20 protein-coding genes and 2 pseudogenes are annotated in these 22,834 nt (G+C 42.6%); 9 read left to right on the top strand and 13 right to left on the bottom strand.

Annotated features, from left to right (window positions below; translation table 11 throughout):
• Positions 1–3: 3 nt before the first annotated feature.
• Positions 4–1,506 carry a DEAD/DEAH box helicase gene (locus IOC57_RS10440; RefSeq protein WP_207438670.1) on the bottom strand — a complete coding sequence of 501 codons (1,503 nt, stop codon included), beginning with the start codon at positions 1,504–1,506 and terminating at the stop codon, positions 4–6.
• 302 nt (positions 1,507–1,808) lie between these two features.
• Between IOC57_RS10440 and IOC57_RS10445 the strand changes: the two genes are divergently transcribed.
• A complete protein-coding gene (locus IOC57_RS10445) occupies positions 1,809–3,101 on the top strand; it encodes an NCS2 family permease (protein ID WP_207438671.1) in 1,293 nt (430 codons plus the stop codon).
• Between the two features lie 101 nt (positions 3,102–3,202).
• Here IOC57_RS10445 and IOC57_RS10450 read toward each other — a convergent pair whose 3' ends face one another.
• Complete coding sequence (locus IOC57_RS10450) at positions 3,203–3,745, bottom strand: hypothetical protein (RefSeq protein WP_207438672.1); 543 nt, start codon at positions 3,743–3,745, stop codon at positions 3,203–3,205.
• 8 nt (positions 3,746–3,753) lie between these two features.
• The gene (locus IOC57_RS10455) at positions 3,754–4,947 is read right to left on the bottom strand and encodes a ParM/StbA family protein (protein WP_048680510.1); all 1,194 of its coding nucleotides are present in this window, start codon (positions 4,945–4,947) and stop codon (positions 3,754–3,756) included.
• A gap of 457 nt (positions 4,948–5,404) precedes the next feature.
• Between IOC57_RS10455 and IOC57_RS10460 the strand changes: the two genes are divergently transcribed.
• Positions 5,405–5,605 carry an FAD-dependent oxidoreductase gene (locus tag IOC57_RS10460; protein WP_207438673.1) on the top strand — a complete coding sequence of 67 codons (201 nt, stop codon included), beginning with the start codon at positions 5,405–5,407 and terminating at the stop codon, positions 5,603–5,605.
• A gap of 91 nt (positions 5,606–5,696) precedes the next feature.
• On the opposite strand, the pseudogene IOC57_RS25845 reads toward IOC57_RS10460, so the two are convergent.
• A pseudogene (locus IOC57_RS25845) lies at positions 5,697–5,968 on the bottom strand (ParM/StbA family protein); the annotation flags it as partial.
• Positions 5,969–6,335: 367 nt separating this feature from the next.
• On the opposite strand from IOC57_RS25845, the gene IOC57_RS10465 reads away from it, so the two are divergent.
• The 3 genes from IOC57_RS10465 to IOC57_RS10475 all read left to right on the top strand — a co-directional run bounded on the left by IOC57_RS10465 (position 6,336) and on the right by IOC57_RS10475 (position 8,963).
• A complete protein-coding gene (locus IOC57_RS10465) occupies positions 6,336–7,856 on the top strand; it encodes an FAD-dependent oxidoreductase (protein WP_207438674.1) in 1,521 nt (506 codons plus the stop codon).
• Positions 7,857–7,968: 112 nt separating this feature from the next.
• Positions 7,969–8,163 (top strand): YwbE family protein, encoded by a 195-nt coding sequence (locus IOC57_RS10470; protein ID WP_034316239.1) that lies wholly within the window; start codon positions 7,969–7,971, stop codon positions 8,161–8,163.
• A 140-nt stretch (positions 8,164–8,303) separates the two neighbouring features.
• Entirely contained in the window at positions 8,304–8,963 is a 660-nt protein-coding gene (locus IOC57_RS10475) for an SIMPL domain-containing protein (RefSeq protein WP_207438675.1), read from the top strand.
• Positions 8,964–9,342: 379 nt separating this feature from the next.
• Here IOC57_RS10475 and purU read toward each other — a convergent pair whose 3' ends face one another.
• Positions 9,343–10,242: a formyltetrahydrofolate deformylase gene (purU, locus tag IOC57_RS10480; protein WP_207438743.1), complete on the bottom strand. Its 900-nt coding sequence runs from the start codon at positions 10,240–10,242 to the stop codon at positions 9,343–9,345.
• A 473-nt stretch (positions 10,243–10,715) separates the two neighbouring features.
• Here purU and IOC57_RS10485 point away from each other — a divergent pair, with 473 nt between their 5' ends.
• From IOC57_RS10485 to IOC57_RS10500, 4 genes are all read left to right on the top strand, one after another.
• Entirely contained in the window at positions 10,716–11,495 is a 780-nt protein-coding gene (locus IOC57_RS10485) for a transporter substrate-binding domain-containing protein (protein ID WP_207438676.1), read from the top strand.
• Between the two features lie 26 nt (positions 11,496–11,521).
• A complete protein-coding gene (locus IOC57_RS10490; RefSeq protein ID WP_048685680.1) occupies positions 11,522–12,187 on the top strand; it encodes an amino acid ABC transporter permease in 666 nt (221 codons plus the stop codon).
• 11 nt (positions 12,188–12,198) lie between these two features.
• The gene (locus IOC57_RS10495) at positions 12,199–12,939 is read left to right on the top strand and encodes an amino acid ABC transporter ATP-binding protein (protein ID WP_286184721.1); all 741 of its coding nucleotides are present in this window, start codon (positions 12,199–12,201) and stop codon (positions 12,937–12,939) included.
• Positions 12,940–13,237: 298 nt separating this feature from the next.
• On the top strand, positions 13,238–14,890 hold the full coding sequence (locus tag IOC57_RS10500) for a glutamine--tRNA ligase/YqeY domain fusion protein (RefSeq protein WP_207438677.1): 1,653 nt from the start codon (positions 13,238–13,240) through the stop codon (positions 14,888–14,890).
• 63 nt (positions 14,891–14,953) lie between these two features.
• On the opposite strand, the gene IOC57_RS10505 is transcribed toward IOC57_RS10500, so the two are convergent.
• From IOC57_RS10505 to IOC57_RS10540, 8 genes and pseudogenes are all read right to left on the bottom strand, one after another.
• Complete coding sequence (locus tag IOC57_RS10505) at positions 14,954–15,808, bottom strand: STAS domain-containing protein (protein ID WP_207438678.1); 855 nt, start codon at positions 15,806–15,808, stop codon at positions 14,954–14,956.
• Between the two features lie 22 nt (positions 15,809–15,830).
• Positions 15,831–16,790: a peptide-methionine (R)-S-oxide reductase MsrB gene (gene msrB / locus IOC57_RS10510; protein WP_207438679.1), complete on the bottom strand. Its 960-nt coding sequence runs from the start codon at positions 16,788–16,790 to the stop codon at positions 15,831–15,833.
• Between the two features lie 157 nt (positions 16,791–16,947).
• The gene (locus IOC57_RS10515; protein ID WP_207438680.1) at positions 16,948–18,132 is read right to left on the bottom strand and encodes a NupC/NupG family nucleoside CNT transporter; all 1,185 of its coding nucleotides are present in this window, start codon (positions 18,130–18,132) and stop codon (positions 16,948–16,950) included.
• A 264-nt stretch (positions 18,133–18,396) separates the two neighbouring features.
• Positions 18,397–18,840 carry a hypothetical protein gene (locus IOC57_RS10520; protein WP_207438681.1) on the bottom strand — a complete coding sequence of 148 codons (444 nt, stop codon included), beginning with the start codon at positions 18,838–18,840 and terminating at the stop codon, positions 18,397–18,399.
• 126 nt (positions 18,841–18,966) lie between these two features.
• Positions 18,967–20,185: pseudogene (locus tag IOC57_RS10525) on the bottom strand (sensor histidine kinase).
• 10 nt (positions 20,186–20,195) lie between these two features.
• Positions 20,196–20,867, bottom strand: a complete 672-nt coding sequence (locus IOC57_RS10530) for a response regulator transcription factor (RefSeq protein ID WP_207438682.1) — start codon at positions 20,865–20,867, stop codon at positions 20,196–20,198.
• Positions 20,868–20,975: 108 nt separating this feature from the next.
• Entirely contained in the window at positions 20,976–22,166 is a 1,191-nt protein-coding gene (locus IOC57_RS10535) for an ABC transporter permease (protein ID WP_309487693.1), read from the bottom strand.
• Positions 22,093–22,833: an ABC transporter ATP-binding protein gene (locus IOC57_RS10540; RefSeq protein ID WP_286184722.1), complete on the bottom strand. Its 741-nt coding sequence runs from the start codon at positions 22,831–22,833 to the stop codon at positions 22,093–22,095. The genes IOC57_RS10535 and IOC57_RS10540 overlap by 74 nt, the downstream gene beginning before the upstream one ends.
• Position 22,834 lies beyond the last annotated feature (1 nt).

Below are 22,834 nucleotides of genomic sequence, written 5' to 3' on the forward strand. Positions count from 1 at the left end.
CTTTTACCGGTTTCTCCCTCTATTTGGGCTGCCGCCAGATCCACCCCTGCGATTACTTGGCCCTTGTGTACTAGTAGATCTTCGGCTATCTTTTTTATCTCCTCGTGGATTGTCACGCTTTGGTCCACGGCTGTTTTCCGAACGGCTTCCCCGTGAATCCTCACGCTTGGGTCCGCGGCTGTTTTCCATCCGGCCTCCCCGCGGTTTCTCCCTCTCGACTTCACGATTGTCCGCTTGATTTACAGAACGGTGACTGCCTCGATTCGGTCCTCTCGTATCTATCCGTTCCCGATGTTTCCTTCCCCCTCCCGAACGCGGGCGGCGGGTGCCCTCATCGGAAGAGTCATCATAACGCTTCCTTTTTTGCCTCACCTCATCGGGCTGGAACATTTTCACTCCTTCAATCGTCCTTCTTTCGATTTTCATGGAGATTCCTTTTTCTATATCGCTTAATAGCTGAAGATCCTTCGTTGCTATGAAAGTTACAGCCAAGCCATTCTCACCCGCGCGGCCCGTCCGGCCGATTCGGTGGATGTAACTTTCTGCATCCTCGGGAACATCATAATTAAACACATGGGTCACGCCTTCTACATCAAGCCCTCGTGCAGCAACATCCGTCGCCACTAAATATTGAAGCTTTGCGTCTCTGAAGTTTTTCATGACACGTTCCCGCTTTGCCTGTGAAAGATCACCATGAAGCTCTTCAGAATTGAATCCAGCTGCCTTCAGGGCATCATTCAATACCGAAACGCGACGTTTTGTACGGCAAAATATGATTGCAAGGTATGGCTGTTCTTCTTTGATCATGTTGATTAATGAAGACTGTTTGGCACGATCGGTCGTCTCGATGACGAGCTGCCTGATTTTCTCGACCGTTACTTGCTCTGCCTTCACAGCGGCAGTTAATGGTTTAGTCATGTAGCGTTTAGCCAATTGATGAACCTGTTCAGGCATCGTCGCTGAAAAGAGAAGCGTTTGGCGCTCCTCTGGAAGCTGTCCCATGATCTCCTCCACTTCTGGTAAAAACCCAATATGAAGCATTTGATCAGCTTCATCCAGGACGAGCGTTCCAGTTTGTGAGAGATCGATGGTGCCTCTTCGTAAATGATCTAATAACCTGCCTGGCGTGGCGACCACCACGGAGATGTTTCTTGTCAGCTTTTTCATTTGCTGCTCGACATCCTGTCCGCCATAAACTGCAAGCACTTGAAGCCCTTCGATTTCATCAGCGAATTTTTTCAATTCAGCAGTGATTTGCAAAGCCAATTCCCTTGTTGGCGTGACGATCAGTGATTGTATGTGTGATGCGGCGGGATCGACTTTTTCCAGGATTGGTAGCAAAAATGCCAAAGTCTTCCCCGTTCCTGTCTGCGCCTTCGCGATGACATCCCTTCCAGCAAGGATATCGGGTATCGATTTCTCCTGAATCGGGGTAGGGGCGGATATTCCTATTTGCTTTAATATGTTGTTAATCGCTGGGCTGACGCCAAGGTCGATGAATTTCATGTATGGGCCTACTTTCTGAATTTCTTCATTTAATTTACTGATAAATCCACTTAAATGGTAACAGCTTCCTTTACTTCAAAGTCATTATCCTTAGTCTAAGCTATTTGTTAGTATATCATTATCTATTTTCGAGAAAACCTGTACCTTAAAATTTTTCATCCTATTGTACTTTAGTTATTTTTCTAATATAATTTATAAGATTTAATTATCCATATATCGAGCTACTTACTTGAAAAAGGGTAAGCATCTCCTCCTTGTATATTTTTGCAAGGATTTTTTGTATATAAAAAAGGAGTGACCGCATGTTTAAATTAAAAGAACGGAATTCAAATATTAAGACGGAAATACTTGCGGGGCTTACAACCTTTTTGACACTGGCTTATATCATCGTTGTAAACCCCATGATCCTTTCTGATGCGGGTGTCCCATTCGACCAGGCATTCACGGCAACCATACTCGCAATAATAGTCGGTACACTATGCATGGCCCTTTTAGCCAATTACCCAATTGTCATAGCACCGGCAATGGGATTGAATGCTTATTTTGCATACTCGGTATTGGGAACCCATGATATCTCATACACAGTTGCCTTCTCTGCAGTCTTTATTACCGGTATCATCTTTATCCTTTTATCCCTAACCTCTTTTCGCTCAAAATTGATCGAGGCCATCCCTAATAACTTGAAGCATGCAATCAGTGCCGGTATCGGGCTTTTCATCACTTTCATCGGACTTCGTTTGTCAGGTGTCGTCACACAGCATGAATCCAACCTGGTTACACTCGGAAGCTTCAAGGATCCCAGTGTCGCGCTTACATTGGTTGGTTTGGTCATAACGATCGTACTGATCGTTCGCAATGTGCAGGGAGCGATATTTATCGGAATGATCGTGACTGCCATAATCGCTTTCTTTACAGGCCAATTGAAAATTAACGGCCTGGTTTCCACCCCTTCCTTACCTGAAGGGATCATAGTCGCCAATCCAATCACCTCTATCGCCGATGTGATTAATTACGGGCTTTATGGCGTCGTCTTCTCCATTTTGCTTGTCATGCTTTTCGATACTACCGGTGCTTTATTGGGCATTGTCCGTCAAGCTGGATTGCTGAAGGAGAATAAGCTTGAAAAATCCGGCAGTGCCTTCTTTGCAGATTCGATCGGCACTACTGTCGGCGCCATGTTCGGCACAAGCCCGACCGCTGCCTCGGTTGAATCATCAGCTGGTGTAGGAGCGGGCGGCAAGACAGGTTTAACCGCGTTGGTGGTGGCCATCCTATTCTTAATAACCGCCTTTTTCAGCCCGCTGATAGGAGCTGTCTCAAATGTAGCGGCAATCACGGCACCTAGCTTGATCATCGTCGGAAGCATGATGATTAAAAGCATTAATGAAATTGACTGGACACACTTTGATGAATCATTTCCAGCCTTTTTGGTCATTGTCGCCATGCCTTTAACATCAAGCATCGCCAACGGGATAGCACTCGGGTTCATCGCCTATCCCATATTAAAAATGGCAAGAGGCAAATTCCGTGAAGTGCATCCGTTCGTCTACTTGTTTGCCATTCTATTCCTTTACCAACTGATTTTCCTGGCTTGATCATCTTAAGAGGTATCCCTTGTGGTTCCTCTTTTTTTTAACCCCCGCAAAGAAAAAGGGGGGATATCCAACTTGTCGCCGGATATCCCCCATATGTTCACTCACTGGTTCATTTGATCGAGAAAATCACCAAGAAGATCATCAAGATTTTCCTCTTCAGGTTCTGGTTCCTCCACTAGTTTTGTGGTTTTTTCCAAACTCCAATCAAAGTCATCCAAATCTTTCTTAGATATTTCTGCCTGCACCACATCATTATCCTTTTCTTCGGGCTCATCCTGCAAATAAATCTCCTCATTAATTACATTGCTGTCTAATGAGGCTAGCAAGGCTGTTGCGCGTAAAGGATCGGATAAAAGATGGTACATAATCGTTCCAAGCATAGCTTCTGAGTGGGAATGCTTGAGCCAGTCACGCTGAGATTTGCTAAGCTTGTTCGGCATGGGCAGGGCAATCATTTCCCGTTCCTGATGGGTCGATTGTCCGATTCCATCGAGAACATACTCGGCAATTTTACTGGAAAAATTCCTTCTTTCAGTTTCCTTCAATTTCTGCAGCTGCCTTAACGTATAATCTGATACATCTGAAGGGATACGAAAAGTGATGGCTTGTCCTCTTTTGATTTCAGAAGAAGCTGTTTTTTTCATTCTCTCACCTATTTAACAGCACCTGATCTTTGTTCTTTCTTCTTTTGGTGGGATTGCTGCTGTTCCTTTGAATTCCGGCGATTAAAATCCGAAATCAATTTATAATAGGCGTTGGCCATCATCCAAACGCTTTCCCGTTCATCTTCAAAAAAGTCGATATTGTAGCCATCAAAATTCTGATTGAGCGTTTTCAGGTAATCTTTCAAGACAATCGAACCTCCGCCAACAAAATAGCAGATTTCCGTTTGCGAGTTTTTCTGCCATACGTTGCGCAGATGGCGATATTGCTTTTTCGCAAGTTCTCCTAAAATCCGGTCAACGATATCATGGACGCTTGTCCGGCTTCCGCGAACCATAATATGGTTACGATCGTTTTTCTTCGTGATGATTTCAACGACATCTCGTCTGCTATCCAGCTCGACACCGTGTTTCTTTCTGATTTCTTCACGAATAGATTCAAGAGCCTCAGCTACTCCTAGATTGAACCCTTGCGCCTTATCATCGTCAACTTTACGGTTTTTAATGACCGCGATATCTGTCGATAGTCCGCCAATATCTTGAATGAGAATTCTTCTATCTATTAATTCACGGTTAATGATATTCAAATCATTGTCCATGACTAAATTAATGTATGCGGCGAAGCCCTCTGGATAGACTTTCACTTCATCAAATTTGATATTAACCTTAATACCTTGGTATTTAGGTGTAATTAAAAATTCTACTTGGTGAACGGATCCCAGTAGCTTCGAACGGTACCCAACATCTTTCCCTTCCTTAACTTCCCGAAGAGGTAGACCTGTTCCAAGCGTATAATTCGCTTCGACAACGTTATTTACTTTTTTGAACTTATCATTATTCCCTTGCTTGGCAGCATCCAATGCAATAGCAGCAAAAAGCATGACTAATGTTTGGTCTTCCTCTGATTTACTGCTCCCCAAATCTAGTTCTGTTGGGTTATCACTTTTTGTCGCTAAATTCCCGACACGATAAATGGCATTATTGTCTTGCAATGCTGGTGAATGGACTCTAATATGTAACCCTTCCAATGGGTTTTTTTCATCGAGTTCTTCGATTCCTATGACCGGACGATCTTCAATGTCTTTTGCAATGACATTTGGTATATATAGTTCAGACTCTAGCTTTCCAAAAATAGCTTTAATTGCATCATTTCCTACGTCTATTGCTGCGATTCTAGAACTCATCTAAAAACATCCCCTTTTTCATAAAAAAAATTTAGGTGGAGCACTCTATTAAGCATAGAAAAGGTTTCTATATTAGTCAATGCTTCATAAGTTGTAGCTTTATTTGTCGAATTGTATTCATTTATGTACACATTAGGAACAAATATGTACACACGTTATATATAGACATGTATACGCATTTGTAAACATGTTTACTTTATTTGTGTACAAACCAACTATTTTTGTTTACATGTATACAATATTGCAAACAAACAAAAAAACCAACTTTTAATAATCTCCTTCTTATAAAAGAAAGCGTAAAGAAGGAGAACTTGGTCTTGGTAATAAATTGGACAAACCACTAATGAAACGTATGAAGATATTAAAATCATCGAAAAAATAAAGAACTTCCTCAATATCCGTAGCCATATTGGCGCAGCACTTTATCCTTCCTTCGTTTTCTAAGCTAAAAACAGATATGGCAACTGATGTCTTAATTGTTGGTGGCGGAATTACGGGTATCACTTCAGCTTATCTATTAGCCAAGCAAGTTGTGAAAGCCGCATTCATTGAAGCAGATGAGACCCTTAATGGAACAACAGGCCACACAACCGCAAAAATCACGGTCCAGCACGGCTTGATTTACGACCAATTTATTACTGATCACAGTGAGGAATAGGCCAGACTATACTATATGAGGCCAACACTGAAGGAACGGAGCTATCAAAGGAATGATAGAAGAACATTCTATTGAATGTACAAGATACTTATGTATACGCAAATACTAATGTTTGGTCCTCCTCTGATTTATTGCTCCCCAAATCTAGTTCTGTTGGGTTATCACTTTTTGTCGCTAAATTTCCGACACGATAAATGGCATTATTGTCTTTTTTGTAAGTCTCGTGAATGGACTCTAATATGTATCCCTTCCAAGGTTTGTTTACATCGAGTTCTTCGATTCCTATGACCGGCTGATCTTCAATTCGTTTGCAATGACAATTGCATCATTTCCTACGTCTACTGCTGCGATTCTACAACTCATCTAAAAACACCCCCTTTTTTTATAGAAAAAATAAGGTGGAGCACTCTCGATAGAAGAGATTTCTATATTAGTCGATGCTTCATTAACTGTAGCTTTATTTTCATTTGCCGAATTGTATTCACTTTTGTATACATTAGGAACAAATATGTACACACCTTATATATAGTCATGTGTACGTGTTTGTAAACATGTATACTTATTTGTGTACAAACTATTTATTTATGTTTACATGTATACATAAATGTAAACATAAATAAATAATGTATTTTTTTTAGTCTTTCTTCTTACAAAAATAAGCGTATAAATAGCGGATTTGGGTATGGTAATAAATGGACGATTCACTAATGAACTGTATGGAGGTATTCAAATGACTGAAAAAAATACAGACCTTCCCCGATTTCCGGAACCTTATTGGCGCAGCGCGTTGACATTCCCTACTTTTTCTAAATTAGATACAGATTTAACCACTGATGTCTTAATAGTAGGCGGCGGAATTACCGGAATCACATCTGCTTACCTACTAGCTAAACAAGGTGTTAAAGTCACACTGATTGAAGCAGGCCAAATACTTACTGGAACGACGGGACACACTACAGCAAAAATCACGGCCCAGCATGGCCTGATTTACGACCAGTTGATCACTGACCATGGCGAAGAGAATGCCAAGCTTTATTATGAAGCGAATATAGATGGAATGAAGCTGATTAAAGACTTGGTAGAAGAACATTCCATCGAATGTAATTTGACTGCACAGGATGCCTATGTGTACGCAAATACGGAAGAATATATAAGCAAAATCCAAAAAGAACTGAGAGCCTATCAAAAACTTGGCATTCGGGGCGATTACGCGGAGAATATCCCTTTCTCCATTCCATGTAAAGCTGCTGTGATAATGAAAGATCAAGCACAGTTTCACCCATTAAAATATTTAACGTCCCTCATTTCGACAATTATCGATGCAGGAGGCACAATCTATGAACGGACAACGGCAATGAAGATTGAAGACGGCGATCCACCAACCGTTCTGACGGATACGGGACATTCCATCAAAAGCAATCAGGTAATTGTGGCCTCACACTTCCCTTTCAATGATGAAAAGGGCTTATACTTTGCCCGTGTTCATGTAAGTAGGTCCTATGTGCTTGGCATCAGGACTGAACAGGAGTATCCAGGCGGGATGTATTACAGTGCAGACAGCCCTAGCCGCTCCCTTCGCTATACGGAATTGGACAATGGGGAAAAACTTATACTTGTTGGCGGTGATGGCCATAAAACAGGCCAGGGAATCTCGACGATCGAGCATTATGAAGCACTGAAGGACTTCAGTGCCCAGTATTTCAATGTGAAGGACATTCCCTACCGCTGGTCGGCACAGGATATCGTGACACCGGATAATATCCCCTTCGTCGGTCCAGTAACAGCCAACCAACAAAACGTCCTGATAGCTACCGGCTATGCGAAATGGGGAATGACGAATGGATCGATAGCCGCCATGATCTTAACTGACCGGATTTTGCAAAAAGATAACCGATATGCGGAATTGTATGATCCTGCCCGTTTAAAAGGCGTGAAGAATATTCTCCAAGATAATGCTGATGTGGCGAAGCATCTCATCAAAGGCAAATTGGCTGTCAATCATAAAACGCCGGAAGACATAGGAATTGATGAAGGAGCAATCGTGAAGGTGGATGGAGACAAAGCTGGGTGTTACCGTGACCATGATGGCCAGCTTCATATTGTTGATTCCACATGTACACACATGGGGTGTGAAGTTGCCTGGAATAGCGGCGACCGTACCTGGGATTGCCCATGCCATGGCTCCCGCTACTCCATCGCTGGTGAAGTATTGAATGGCCCTGCTGTCGAACCATTGAAGAAAATTCGCTGACTGCCAATTTGTGATTTTATCTAATAGTCGACTGGACCCGCCGTTTTCCTTATACTGAAGTTACTGCATGGTTGAATGGCTGCAAATAACTCTGAAAAGGAATGAATCGAACATGAACGGTAAAAACCGGAAAGATATTACCCCAGGTGCCTCTGTGGACATAGTACTTAAAGCAGATCAACGCACCGGAAAACTGACAAGCGGCACTGTAAAGGATATTTTAACCAACTCCAGCACCCACCCTCATGGAATTAAAGTAAGATTGACTGATGGCCAGGTGGGCAGGGTTCAAGTCATTCATAAGTAATGTGCACTCGGTCCAGGCCGAGTGTTTTTTTTGTGATTGTTCGATGAATTAATGACAAAGGGGGATATTTCAATCATGTTTCCCATTCATAATTCGTACAATAGGGGTGAGATTATCTCTATAAAAAGGCTGGTGTCGAAATGAATCAAGAATACAATGCCCCCGTTAGGGATCATTACCGCGACGATGAACATATATTGAAAGTTTCCGGCTCTGAGACGCTATCTGCTGCTCCGGATCAAGCCACGATCACCCTGGGAGTCATAACAGAGGATGAGGACCCGCAAAAGGCCCAGCAAGCCAATTCCCAAGCAATCGCAAATGTCATCGCATCACTTAAATCCGCAGGCATTCCCGAAGAGCAATTGAAAACGAGTGATTACAGGATCGATCCACAATATGATTATATTGACGGAAAGGAATTGTTCAAGAACTACAAAGTCCAGCACATCATACAAGCCCAGACGACCGACATCGAGAAAATAGGCAGCATAATCGATACGGCCGTCAGAAGCGGCGCCAATTCAATCACCAGCATCCGCTTCTCTTTATCCAATCCAGATGCATACTATAACCAGGCACTTTCTCTAGCTTTAAAAAATGCATACGAAAAAGCACTCTCCATGTCCCGAACGCTAGGAATCTCATTGAACCCAGTCCCTAATAGGGTTGAAGAACTATCTGAAACGGCAACTCCAATGCTTTTTCAAACAAGTACCCTTTCAAAAATGGCGACTACCCCGATTCAGCCTGGTGAATTGAACATCACTGCCTCGGTAAGGGTGGAATACACGTACTAGAAACTCACTAAATTCCATCCTAAAAACCCCCCTTGGCAACCTAAAGGGGGGAATCAGACTGTGGACAAATTAGAGAAAAACTAGTTTACTTTCAATGCGTTTAAAAAAGTTCCAGGTGATTTCAGAAATCCGCTCCCTTTCCGCCGACTGTCTGCCAAGCCACCTCGCCGGCAAGCGTCTCCGGGGTCTTGGCTAGCCAGTTATTCGGCAGGAGTGTCGCAAATTTCTGCAATCTAGTAAGGGTTTCATTCCTATAATCAAGTTAAAAAACATGCAGGATAATTCAGTATTAAAATCATGGTTCTAGGATGGCAGCAATCCGAACCTCCTTTTGTCGCAAAAGGAACCCCCCTTGGCAATCCAAAGGGGGTTTTTCATTTTAAAAGACTACCGTTTTATTTTCATGAACAATGACGCGGTCCTCCAAATGCCATTTAACAGCACGTGCCAGCACCCTGCGTTCAGCTGAACGACCGATTTTCTTCATATCCCCAGCGGAATCACGATGGTCCACACGTTCAATATCCTGCTCGATGATCGGACCTTCATCCAAATCATTCGTCACATAATGGGAAGTCGCCCCAATCAGCTTGACCCCTCTGTCATAAGCTCTTTCATAAGGCCGGGCACCAATGAATGCAGGTAAAAATGAATGATGTATATTGATGATTTTGTTTGGATGGGCCGCTACGAAATCCGGCGTTAATATCTGCATATACCTAGCTAATACAATAAGGTCCACTTTGAATTCTTCCAGGAGTCCAAGCTGTTTTGTCTCCACTTCCTTACGTATATCCTTATTCGCAGGAATGTAATAAAATGGGATGCCCATCGATTCGACAATTTGCCTTGTATCTTCATGATTGCTGATGACTAGCGCAATATCAGCCAATAAATCCCCGCTTTGCCACTCCCATAGCAATTCCAGAAGGCAATGCGGTTCCTTGGAAACGAAGATTGCCGTCCTCTTCAGATCACTCACATGGTTAAATGTCCATTGCATCGAGAATGCTGTCGAAACTTCCTGGAATGCCCGCTGCATATCCGTTGCCTTATCCTTCAATCCTGGACAATCGAATTCGATCCTGGTGAAAAAGGTACCTCCCTCAGGATTCATCGAATACTGACTCAATTCAACAATATTTGCACCATACTCTTTAAGAAAGGCTGTAACTGTCGAAACAATTCCTGGCTGGTCCGGACATTTTATAATTAAACGGCCTCTATCTTGATTCTTTTCGCGAAACTCCTGTAACTGTTCTTGCACAAAGTTGCTCACCATTTTCCCAACTGCCCTTCTTCTATTTTGCTATATTATACTTCAATTCATAGGCAAAATTAAAGTCAGTCAATCAATACGGGATTTTGTTGGCATCCATATGGGCCATTTTTGAAATCCTCCACAGTTTTATTCCACCCCATTCATTGGTTACGGTTTTACTTCGATTTTTCTCTCTCGATAAAGTCTAAATCTTCATCCTTAAAGTGGAATCTAGCCGAAATTTCTTACTTTATTAAATAATTTGTCATTTTTTCCGCAAATTACCGGTATTTTGAAAGGTAATGAAGGCAACGGCCAAGAACCTTTATAAAATGCATAGTGAAGGGGGATCCTTGAATGAAATTTCGGCATGGTCAGGACGCCATTTTTTACTTCAGTTTTATTTTCCCTAGTTAATGAGGTTATTCACTACCTCATAAGGGGTATAGAACATTCTATTAGTTTTTTTAAAAGGGGGAAATGAAATTATCATGAAATCATCCGTTACATTCATTGTATCCATTCTGGTTGTTCTTGGAATTCTGTCCGGATGTGCTGAAAAGGATCGGCTAGAGGATGGGAGTAAGCTGATCAATAAGGATCAGTTTGTTTTCGCTGCCTCAGGCGAATTCAAGCCATTCAGTTATGTCAATGATGACATGACCGTAACAGGTTTCGATATTGAAGTCGGCGATGCCATTGCAAAGGAACTCGACTTAGAACCTGTGCCTAAACGGATAAAGTTCAAAGGCATTGTGGAAGGTGTTAAAACCGGTCGGGCAGATGCCGCGGTTGCCAGCCATACAATCAATGAACAACGAAGTAAACATGTTGCCTTCTCGACCCCTTATTACTACTCAGGTCCTCAAATTTTCGTCCGCTCGGATAGTGATATTAAAACGGTAGAAGATTTAAGGGGAAAGGAAGTTGCGGCTTCTAAGGGCTCCACGTATGCAACCACAGCAGAAAAATATACAACCAATGTAAAAACCTATGACAGTGATATCACGGCCCTGAAAGCATTAAGTGGAGGACGTCATGATGCCGTCATCACGGACTTCGTAACCGGCAAGGAAGCGACCAAGGAAGGTTTCGACATCGAAGGACGGCAATTGATCGAACGAAGCGAGCAGGCCATCGTCCTGCCAAACGACAACCCTCAGCTGCTTGCACGCATCAACGAAGCTCTTGAAAACCTCCGGGAAGATGGAACACTTGCGGAAATCAGCAAAAAATACTTTGGTGAGGACATCACAACTAAGCCTGAATAAAGATTAATAGAAAGGGAGTCATTACATTGCCAAGTTTTTCACATTTTTTTGATACATTATTTAGCTCCTCGGACGTATTCATCCGGGCCATGCTCCTCACATTGGAACTGACGGTAGTCTCCATATTGGTAGGGATCGTCATCGGATTGCTATTTGCACTTTTAAAAATATCCAATATAAAAATTCTTGCATGGATTTCCGATACATATGTATTCCTTGTACGGGGAACACCGCTTATCGTACAGATATTCATCCTCTATTTCGGTATCAGCAATCTCTTCTTACTGCCGGACTTCTGGGCGGCGTCCCTGGCCCTGGCCTTCCATAATGGAGCTTATATCTCAGAGATTTTACGTGGTACAATCCAATCCATCGACAAAGGTCAAATGGAAGCCGGACGTTCCCTTGGCATGAGCAATTCGCTCACCTTGAGGAGAATCATCTTGCCTCAAGCCTTCCGCCGCGCATTGCCGCCGCTTGGCAACCAATTCATCATCGGACTGAAGGATTCATCACTTGCAGCCTTCATATCCATGAATGAGCTGTTTAATGTGGCGACTACGTTAGGCTCTAATAATTTCGATGAAATGACTTATTTATTGATTGTAGCGGTCTACTACTTGATTCTAGTGGCATTCCTGACCATTATCGTCAATTTATTCGAAAAGAAACTGTCCATTAGTGATCGATAGGGGGAATTGAAATGGAACAAAAAGAAATGATTCGGATAAGGAATTTAAATAAATCGTATGGAAATCTGCATGTACTTAAAGATATTGATATGAAGGTACTCGATAGCGATGTTGTCTGTCTGATCGGACCAAGCGGTTCCGGAAAAAGCACCCTGCTCCGCTGTTTGAATTATTTAGAGAAGAAAGACAGCGGCCAAATCCTCATTGAAGGAACGGAAATTAATCCGGGTACCCATGATATTAATAAAATCCGCGAAAAAGTCGGAATGGTATTTCAGCATTTCTACCTCTTCCCTCATATGACCGTACTGGAAAATGTCATCGAAGCACCGACACACGTCAAAAAGGTCCCTAAGACCCAAGCGATTGAAGAAGCAAAGGCATTGCTTGCAAAAGTCGGTTTATCAGATAAAGCGGATGTCTATCCAAGCAAGCTCTCAGGTGGCCAGAAACAGCGTGTTGCCATAGCCCGCGCCCTTGCCATGAAACCTGATATCCTGCTCTTTGATGAGCCCACCTCGGCTCTGGATCCCGAACTTGTCGGTGAAGTTCTTGCCACGATGAAGGAACTTGCCTTGGAAGGGATGACAATGGTAGTCGTTACACATGAAATGAGCTTTGCACGTGAAGTCGGGGATTGGATTGTCTTCATGCATAATGGTAGGGTTGTCGAAAGCGGGCCGCCAAAAGAATTCTTCACCAATCCAAAGGAAGAGCGTACAAAAGAATTTTTGCAAACGACAGTCTTTTGATTTCAATTCTAAAATCTGTCTGCTAGCGAGATTATAAGCAATACAGGCGTGAATTCCTGTATTGCTTTTTTGAATGAAAAAGGATTTATTGGTTTCCTTAATATCCAGTTAGGTAGTTCCCTAAACTACCTGTTCAATGTTTCAGGGATATTTTCGCTCGGATTGTACAAACTAAATACTTGATGAATTGTTTCAGATAAACCGTGATTCTGGCTCGAACATGGAAAAATATCTGTATTTATGGTATATATACAGGTAAAATTAAAAGAAGTATATAAATGAAAGAGGTCGAATTCAGTTGGAAAATAACTCTTCGAATTTTATTAAAAATATTATAAAAGATGACCTAGAGTCCGGAAAACATGATCATGTCATCACCCGCTTCCCTCCTGAGCCGAACGGATATTTACATATCGGGCATGCCAAATCAATCATTTTGAATTTTGGGGTGGCTGATGATTTCAATGGGAAAACTAACCTTCGTTTCGATGATACGAATCCATTGAAAGAGGATATTGAGTTTGTCAACTCCATTAAGGAAGATGTAAAATGGCTCGGTTACGACTGGGATAACCTTTTCTTCGCTTCCGACTATTTTGATGAAATGTATAAAAGGGCTGTGCTGCTCATCAATAAGGGACTGGCATATGTGGACGACCTTAATGCCGACCAAATCCGTGAATATCGCGGAACGCTGACCCAGCCAGGGAAAGATAGCCCCTACCGCAATAGAACCGTCGAGGAAAATCTTGAACTATTTGAAAAGATGCGCAGCGGTGAATTCGGCAACGGCGCAAAAGTATTGCGTGCAAAAATCGATATGAGCTCACCTAACATTAATTTGCGTGATCCCGTCATATACCGTATCTCCCATACTGAACACCATAATACCGGCAACAAATGGTGCATCTACCCAATGTATGCCTTTGCCCACCCAATTGAAGATGCCATCGAGGGAGTCACACACTCCATTTGTACGCTTGAGTTCGAAGATCAACGCCCTCTTTATGACTGGATCGTTGAAAATTGTGAAATGGAAAGCCAACCAAAACAATATGAATTTGGCCGACTTAACCTGACCAATACAGTAATGAGCAAGCGAAAATTGAAGCAGCTTGTCGATGAGAGCTTCGTGGACGGCTGGGACGACCCACGGATGCCTACTGTTTCAGGCTTGCGCAGACGCGGATATACACCCGAAGCGATCCGTGCATTCTGCCAAGAGATAGGTGTCGCAAAAACAAGCGGTGTCGTAGACTCTCAAATGCTTGATCATTTCGTGCGGGAAGACTTAAAACTGAAGGCTCCTCGGACTATGGCTATCCTAAATCCGCTTAAAGTGGTCATCACCAACTATCCGGAAGGCGAGATAGAATGGCTGGATGCTGAAGTCAATCCGGAAGTTCCGGAAATGGGCACACGCCAAATCCCGTTTTCACGTGAAATATATATCGAACAGGACGATTTCATGGAAAACCCGCCTAAAAAGTATTTCCGCCTTTTCCCGGGCAATGAAGTCCGTTTGAAACATGCTTATTTCATTAAATGTGAAGAAGTGATAAAAGATGAGACCGGTAACGTCATTGAACTTCGCTGCACATACGACATTGAAACGAAAAGCGGATCGGGCTTCACTGGCCGTAAAGTAAAAGGTACATTGCACTGGGTCGAAGCTTCACAAGCCGTATCAGCAGAATTCCGCAACTACCAGCCTTTAATCTTGGATAAGGAAAATGATGAAGAGGAAGAAAAATCATTTTTGGACCGGGTAAACCCTGATTCAGTAGAAATATTACAAGGATTCGTCGAGCCTAACATGAAAGATGTTAAGCCTCAGGATAAATTCCAATTCTTCAGGCATGGCTATTACAATGTTGATTCAAAACTCACTTCGGCCGATCACTTGGTCTTCAACCAAATCGTTGGGTTGAAAAGTTCATTTAAATTATAGAATCACGAAAAGAACCAGATTCCTAGCGGGATCTGGTTCTTTTTCATTCTCTGCACCCTTATATCATTTTTTCTCGTAAAGTTTTATCCCTTGCTTGGAAAGCGCCTGTTTAAGTGTACTATATGTGGAAACCTGATTAAAATCAAGGCCTAACTGAATCGATGTCTGGGCCACTTCAGGACGAATCCCTGAAATGGTCGATTGAATGCCTAACAGGTTCAGGGTACTTATCAATTGATAGATTTGTTGGGCAACCATCGTATCTAAAAGGGAGACTCCCGATAAATCGATGAATAAGTGAGTGATATTTTTGCTAATGCATTTGCTTGGAGTCACATTCAAGATTTCCTTTGCCCGGTAGGTATCAATTTCACCGATTAACGGCAATACCGCAATGGCATCAACAATGGGAATGACAGGTGCGCCCAGTTCATTAATCAGGTTCTGTTGAGCAAGTAAACGTTCTTTTGTCAAAAGGTAATACTGCTCAGTGAACTGACGGTTCAATTGATCGAATGCACGATTAATCATCCGACTCCACCGGATGATCGTATCCTTCGTTATCCCCGTATCCTTTAGCATATAATCCGTTATGAAGGTCCAATATGTTTCCCGAACCTTATTAAGCGCCTCCAGCACTTCGTAAATGGGCGTGTCCGATTCAACCCTACTCTTCGCGACAAGTGTGGCCCACCGCTCCATCGTTTCAATAAATGCCGTTTTATCTTCAAGTAAAGCACTGGTCACTGTCTTGATGGTCAATGTATTCTGTTCTCTGAGAAGCTTTTCGATTTCATCATTAGAATCTATTGAATAGATGGATCCAGACTGCTTTTCCCTTAAAGCCAGCCAGTTTTCCGTAATCTTGGATGAATTATCAAGGATATATCGATATAAATTTTCATCTATTTTATCCATTTGTGTTCCCCTATCTCACTAGTTATTTCATTTTAAAAAGTAATAATAAGTCTCCATATCCCTCTCTCTCCATTTCATCTCTAGGAATGAATCGAAGGGCAGAAGAGTTTATGCAATATCTCGTGCCTTTAGGACTTGGACCATCGGGAAAAACATGTCCAAGGTGTGAATCGGCGTCCCTGCTGCGCACCTCGGTCCGGGTCATTCGGTGGCTGAGATCCATTTTCTCATTCACACTTGCCGACATGATGGGCTTCGTGAAGCTTGGCCACCCACAACCGCTATCATACTTATCCCGCGAACTGAATAGAGGCTCCCCAGAAACGACATCCACATAGATGCCTTCTTCAAAATGATTCCAATAAACATTATCGAAAGGAGGCTCCGTGCCATTTTCCTGTGTGACGCGGAACTGCCTCTCCGTTAACGTCTTTCTAAGGTGGGCATTATCCTTAGGCCAATTTTCTTTAATGAATGCATCACGACCTGAGCCTTTACGATACAATGCATAACGAAATTGATTTTTCCGATAGAATTCTTGATGATAGTCCTCAGCCTCGTAAAATTTCCCTGAGGGTAGAATACCCGTAACAATAGGTTTCTTAAACCGTCCGCTCCTCATTAAATCTTCCTTCGATCGTTCCGCCTCCTGTTTCTGACGTTCATTAAGATAGAAAATGGCCGCCTTGTATTGCTTTCCCCTATCCGAGAACTGTCCATCTTCATCCGTAGGATCGATTTGGCGCCAGAATATCTCTAATAACGTTTTATAGGAAATGATCGATGGATCGAATACCACTTGCACCGCTTCAACATGATCGATTGATCCGGTAATCACTTGTTTATATCTAGGCGCAGCAAAATTACCGCCTGTATAGCCTGATGTCACTGAAATAATACCATCCATTTCATCAAAGGGAGCAACCATGCACCAAAAACAGCCTCCTGCAAAGATAGCCGTTTCTTTTCCAGCCATCGTCATCCTAGAACTCCCCTTTCCGATTGTCATTTTATGTATTATATACCAGCAAGCCACATACCTTCAAATTCAAAAACAATGGATTTCTATCTTTGCAGCACAAATATAAAAGAGGCACTTAGGTGTAAACCCAAGTGCCCTTTTGTGTCAGATCCATTAATTAAAGTATCACACTAACGATGATCGCTGATAGGATGCTGACAAGAGTCGCACCGTATAACAGCTTCAAGCCGAAACGGGCTACTACATTTCCCTGTTTTTCATGAAGTCCTTTGACTGCACCGGCAATGATTCCAATAGATGAGAAATTAGCGAATGAAACCAAGAAAACAGAAACGATCCCTATCGTCCTTTCGCTCAAGCCTGCTGATGCTTCCCCTAAGCTAAGCATGGCAACGAATTCATTGGTTACTAGCTTCGTCGCCATGATTCCGCCAGCAGTCACGGTTTCTGAAATCGGAATCCCCATGATAAAGGCAAACGGTGCAAAGATATACCCCATGATGTCTTGGAAGCTGATGCCGAAAATCATGTCGAATACGCTGTTGATTCCTGCAATTAATGCAACGAAACCAATTAACATCGCTGCTACAGTCATGGCAACCTTAAACCCATCCATGATATATTCCCCAAGCATCTCGAAGAAAGATTGCTTCTCTGCCCCGTCTTCGACAACAAGGATATCATCATCATCCGTTACGGTATAAGGATTGATAATGGATGCAATGATAAATCCACCGAACATGTTAATAACAATTGCCGTCACCACGTACTTTGGTTCAATCATCGTCATATAGGCACCGACGATCGACATCGATACGGTTGACATGGCTGATGCACAAAGCGTATACATGCGAGATGGCGGAATGGCACCGAGTTGTTTTTTCAAGGTTATGAAAACCTCGGATTGGCCTACTATTGCTGATGCTACCGCATTGTAAGATTCCAATTTACCCATCCCATTCACCTTACTTAGCAGGAATCCAACCCACTTCATGATGAACGGAAGGATCTTGAAATGCTGTAAAATCCCAATTAATGCTGAGATGAAGACGATAGGAAGAAGGACATTTAAAAAGAATGGCGCTGCCCCTTCGTTTACAATCCCGCCAAATACAAAGGTGATTCCTTCATTTGCCCATTCTAAAAGTTTTCCGAACCCATCGGCAATCGAATTGATGATCACTAAGCCAAACTTCGTATTTAATAATAAATAAGTTAAAATAAGCTGAATGACCACCATGAGGATGATCGGTTTAATTTTAACTTTCTTCCGGTCACTGCTGACTAGTATGGCTAGTCCAAAAACAATAAGCAGTCCTAAAATTGCAATCAGAAATTTCATATATCTGCCTCCACTAAGGGTGAATTTAATGATCGTGCATTAATAGTAGGTTACCCTCAAAAAAATTATGCAAACGTTTTCTCTTTCATCCAAAATACATGTACGTACCTCTCCAGAAGTCTATATTAAACTAATATTTTTTTTAGTGCAATTATTATTTCCCTTTTTAAAATAACAATTAGTGACAATAATGGGTTTCGTGAATTAAAAAAGAAGGTTCCCCTTCGAAAGGAACCATCTCTTTCCTCGAATAGTATCGGCTATTTAGGCTTCTATTTTTCTGGATATCACCGATGTCACTAATCCGACTCCTCCGATTACAAAAATGATGATGGATGCAGCCAGGCTACCTTCCCCTTGGTAAAAGTCGATCAATCTCCCTGCAAAAGAGTCTCTGCCTTGGAGACCGCCTCCGTTTGGCATCTCTCCTGGCGTTCCAGAACCATTAGGACCGCCTTGGATAGTTTCCCCCATATTGCCCTGCGTATCATTAGATGCCGTTTCCGTGGTCGAATCATCGGTCGCCGTACTGCTATTAGCCGATTCTGTTGTGTTACGTTCGGCAGGCTGTCCCATCATCGCCTGTCCATTAATGGGTTCGTTGCCGCTGCCATCCATATACATCATGATCCCGATGACTGCTTGGGCCATTAAAAGGACCGAGGCCAATATTCCAACCAAAAAGTGTAACTTACCCGTTCTTTTCATCAATGATTCTCCTCCGAAAATAAATGTATTTATAAGATGATTATCTAAAAAGACCCTTAATTTTTCCTTAAGCAGCAAGGATAAAAGTAAGGGTCTTTTTACTAAGGGATGGCATCTTAAGGTGGATTATTTTTTCCTTTGATTTCTCGGAAAAGTGATTTCAAAACGGGTTCGTTCATTCTGTTCACTCGTAACCTTGATGTTCCCTTGATGTGTGTTCACAATCCATTTGGCAATGGATAGACCTAAGCCGGAGCCTTCATTTGCTGAACGGGATTGCTCCACTTGATAAAAACGGTTAAAAATCAAGGGGAGATCTTCCTGCGGAATGCCTTTTCCATTATCCTCTACGGTAAGAATGACGGATGAAGAATTCTTGATGCAGGATAGAGAAATCTCCCCGCCTTCCCCGGTAAATTTCATGGCATTATCCACCAAGATCACCAATAGCTGATGAATTCTCTCTTTATCCCCATGAAATACGACCTGTTCGGGGGTATGGCTAATGATTGATTTCTCTTGAAACAAAGCTATATCCGTATACTGTTCCACGATATCGATAAGTAAGTCATCAAGGAAAAAGTTCGATTTCCTAACCTCCATTTGGTTCGAATCCGTTCTGGTCAAGGTCAAAAGCCCATTAACAAGCTTATTCAATCGCCGGACTTCTTTCGAAATGATGGATATATCAACGGCCTTTTCCTCGATTGTCGCTGAAGGCGATTGAAATAGCAAATCAGCCCGCGATTGAATGACAGCAAGCGGCGTTCGAATTTCATGCGAAGCATCCGAGACAAACTGTCTTGACCGGAATTAGGGCCCGTCCTGCCAGAAGATAGCCTGCTCCTACCGCCACTAGACTTCCAATTCCTCCACCAGCAAACAATATGAGCAGCAATCGATCGAGCATTTCTTTTTCTGTATCCACATTCCTGATGAATTGTACCGTCAGCTCTCCATAATCTGTATCGACCTTGGTGGAAAGTGCACGAAACGTCGGCCCATTTACCGATATTTCTTCAATCTCATCAAATCTTTTTGGGTAAAATTCCGGCTCATTGACCTTAATGAAATTGTCTACACTCAGTCTTGGCTCAATGATCGTCTCATCCGGTCCCCAAACGATGACGCTTGGCCCCGGACCTAGGAGAACCTCACCTTGCGGACGTCCGCCTGGCATGCCCCCATTATTGAAATCCCTGTAATCCTTTTTAAGTGAATCATTGACATCCCTATAGATCTGATTTTCCGTATAAAAATAAATCGTTCTGCTTAGTATGGCTATTAAGACAATAAAGACGATAGAATTCAATAATGTTAGTTGAAGCCGTGTTTTTTGGAACATAATGATCCCCTTATGGTTGTTTTAGCATATAACCAATACCCCGAACGGTTTGAATATCTTTATGATAATGGAAAGGTTCCAATTTTTTTCTAAGGTGATGGATGAACACTTCCACAATGGCGATCGTCGTATCTGAATCAAACCCCCAGATACGGTCGAAAATCTGCTCACGGGTCAATATTTTTCCATTATTTCGAATTAAATACTCCAGTAATTCAAACTGTTTCAATGTCATTTTAATGACCTTTCCATCAACCAAAATATCCTTTTCTTTTTCCAATAGTTCAATATCACGGTATTTCACATGCTGATCAAGTGATATAATGCCACTCCTTCGAAGCAAGGCGCGAATCCTGGCCTTAAGTTCCGGTGCCTGGAAAGGCTTGACTAAATAATCATCGCCACCCATTTCCAATCCTCTGACACGATCCTCAAGCCCATCTTTTGCTGTCAAAAACAAGACACTTGTATCGATTTTTGCTTCCCTGATTTTCCGTACGATTTCAAATCCATCGATTCCCGGAAGCATCACATCCAAGATGATGATATCATATATACTTTGCTGAGCCATGAATAGCCCATCTTCCCCATTATCCGCTGTATCGACTACATATTCATCCGTCAGAATTTGTCGGATCGATTCTAATAATGAAACATTATCTTCTACCACCAAAACCTTCATGCAGGGTACCTCCCAACCGCATCAATTGTGATATATGTTGATTTTATCTTTTTTCATATGCAAAAGAAAGCGGGCTTTTATTCGCATGCTTTCTTTCAAATTGAGTGTTCATTCGTGACGCAGTGCTTGGATTGGACTTAACCTGGATGCCTTATTGGCAGGAAATACGCCAAACATTATCCCGATTAAAATGGAAAATAAGAAGGCAAACAATGTCACCGACCATGAATAACTAATCGTTAAACTTGAAAAAACTGAAATCAATTTTGCGATTCCCAATCCAATTACAACTCCCAACAATCCCCCTAAGCAGCTCAAGACCATCGCTTCAATTAAAAACTGGAGAAGAATCGATTTCCGATTTGCCCCAATTGCTTTTCTAATCCCGATTTCCCTCGTTCTCTCTGAAACGGAAACCAACATGATATTCATGATTCCAATTCCCCCTACCAGTAACGAAATACTGGCAATACCGCCAAGCATGAGTGTGAACGTATCCGACACAGAGCTCATTGTATCCATCAGATCTTCTTGATTGGACACCGAATAGTTATCACTCTGTTCTGGGAAAAATGTGGTCATCGTACCTTGTACCTGGTACATCGCCCTATCTATGATATTCTCATTCTCCGCTTTTAAATATACGGTTCCGATTGTCGTGCTGCCTGTAGCCCTTTCGGCAGTGGTGATCGGTGCAATGATTACATCATCCCCACTCGATCCCATTGAGGTGCCTACTGACTCAAGGACACCGATCACTCGATAGGAAACGCCGCCGATCAGAACGTTCTGGTCCACAGCTTTTTGATTTTCAAAAAGCGTGTTGGCTGTATTCGACCCCAGGACAACGACCTTGGAGCGTAATTCCGTTTCCATATCCGTCAAAAACCGGCCCTGACTGAGCTCTAGATCCCTAACCGATAGGTAGGAGGAAGTTGCACCGGTCATTGAAACCTGTGCCGAAGCTTCCCCGTTTTTAGCATATACGCGTTCAGTGACTACTGGCGCCACTTCAGATATCCCGCTCAGGCCTTTAAACTGTTCGATTGTATCATCCGTCAGCTTAACGGAGTCGGTATCCGTGACACTTACCGTTATCAGGTTCGTTCCCAGGCTATTGATCTCATCCTGAACGGACTGAGAGGAACCCTGACCAATCGAAACCAGGACGATTACGGAAGCAACTCCAATAATGATCCCAAGCATGGTTAAAAATGCTCTGACTTTATTGGTTTTGATACTGCGTATAGCCATCTTCATTGATTCGCCCAAGTTCAATCCAATCACCTCCGTTTTCAAATAGCTGACCATCCTGTATCCGGACGACCCGAGTTGCTTCTTTTGCCACTTCCAAGTCATGGGTTATAAGAATGATTGTTTGTCCCTTTTCGTTCAATCCTTTCAGCATCTGCAGCACTTCCTCACTCGTTTTACTATCCAGAGCCCCCGTCGGCTCATCCGCCAATAAAACGGGAGGGTTACCGGCAAGTGCCCTTGCAATGGCAACTCTTTGCTGCTGTCCACCCGACAGTTGGGTCGGCAGATGATTCTTCCGGTCACTCAGGCCAACCATATCAAGGCACACATTGGCCAATTTTCTTCTTTCCTTCACGCTTACCCCTCTATAAACCAGGGGAAGTTCGACATTTTCCAACGCTGTCAGTTTTGCCAACAGGTTGAAATTTTGAAAGATAAATCCTATTTTAATATTACGAATGGCGGCTAACTCATTATCCTTCAACTTTTCCACTTCTTTTCCATCAAGAAGATATTCACCTATGTCAGGCTTGTCAAGGCAGCCAATCATATTCATGAACGTCGATTTCCCTGATCCAGAAGGACCGATGATGGAAATGAAATCGCCTTTATCGATTGTAAGACAGACATCTTGAAGTGCCTTAACCGTTTCACCGCCTAATTCATATGATTTAGACATGTTCTTAATTTTTATGATGGGTTTCGCCATA

Origin of the sequence: Bacillus sp. SD075 (assembly GCF_017355165.1) — a bacterium.
Lineage (GTDB): Bacteria > Bacillota > Bacilli > Bacillales > DSM-1321 > Peribacillus.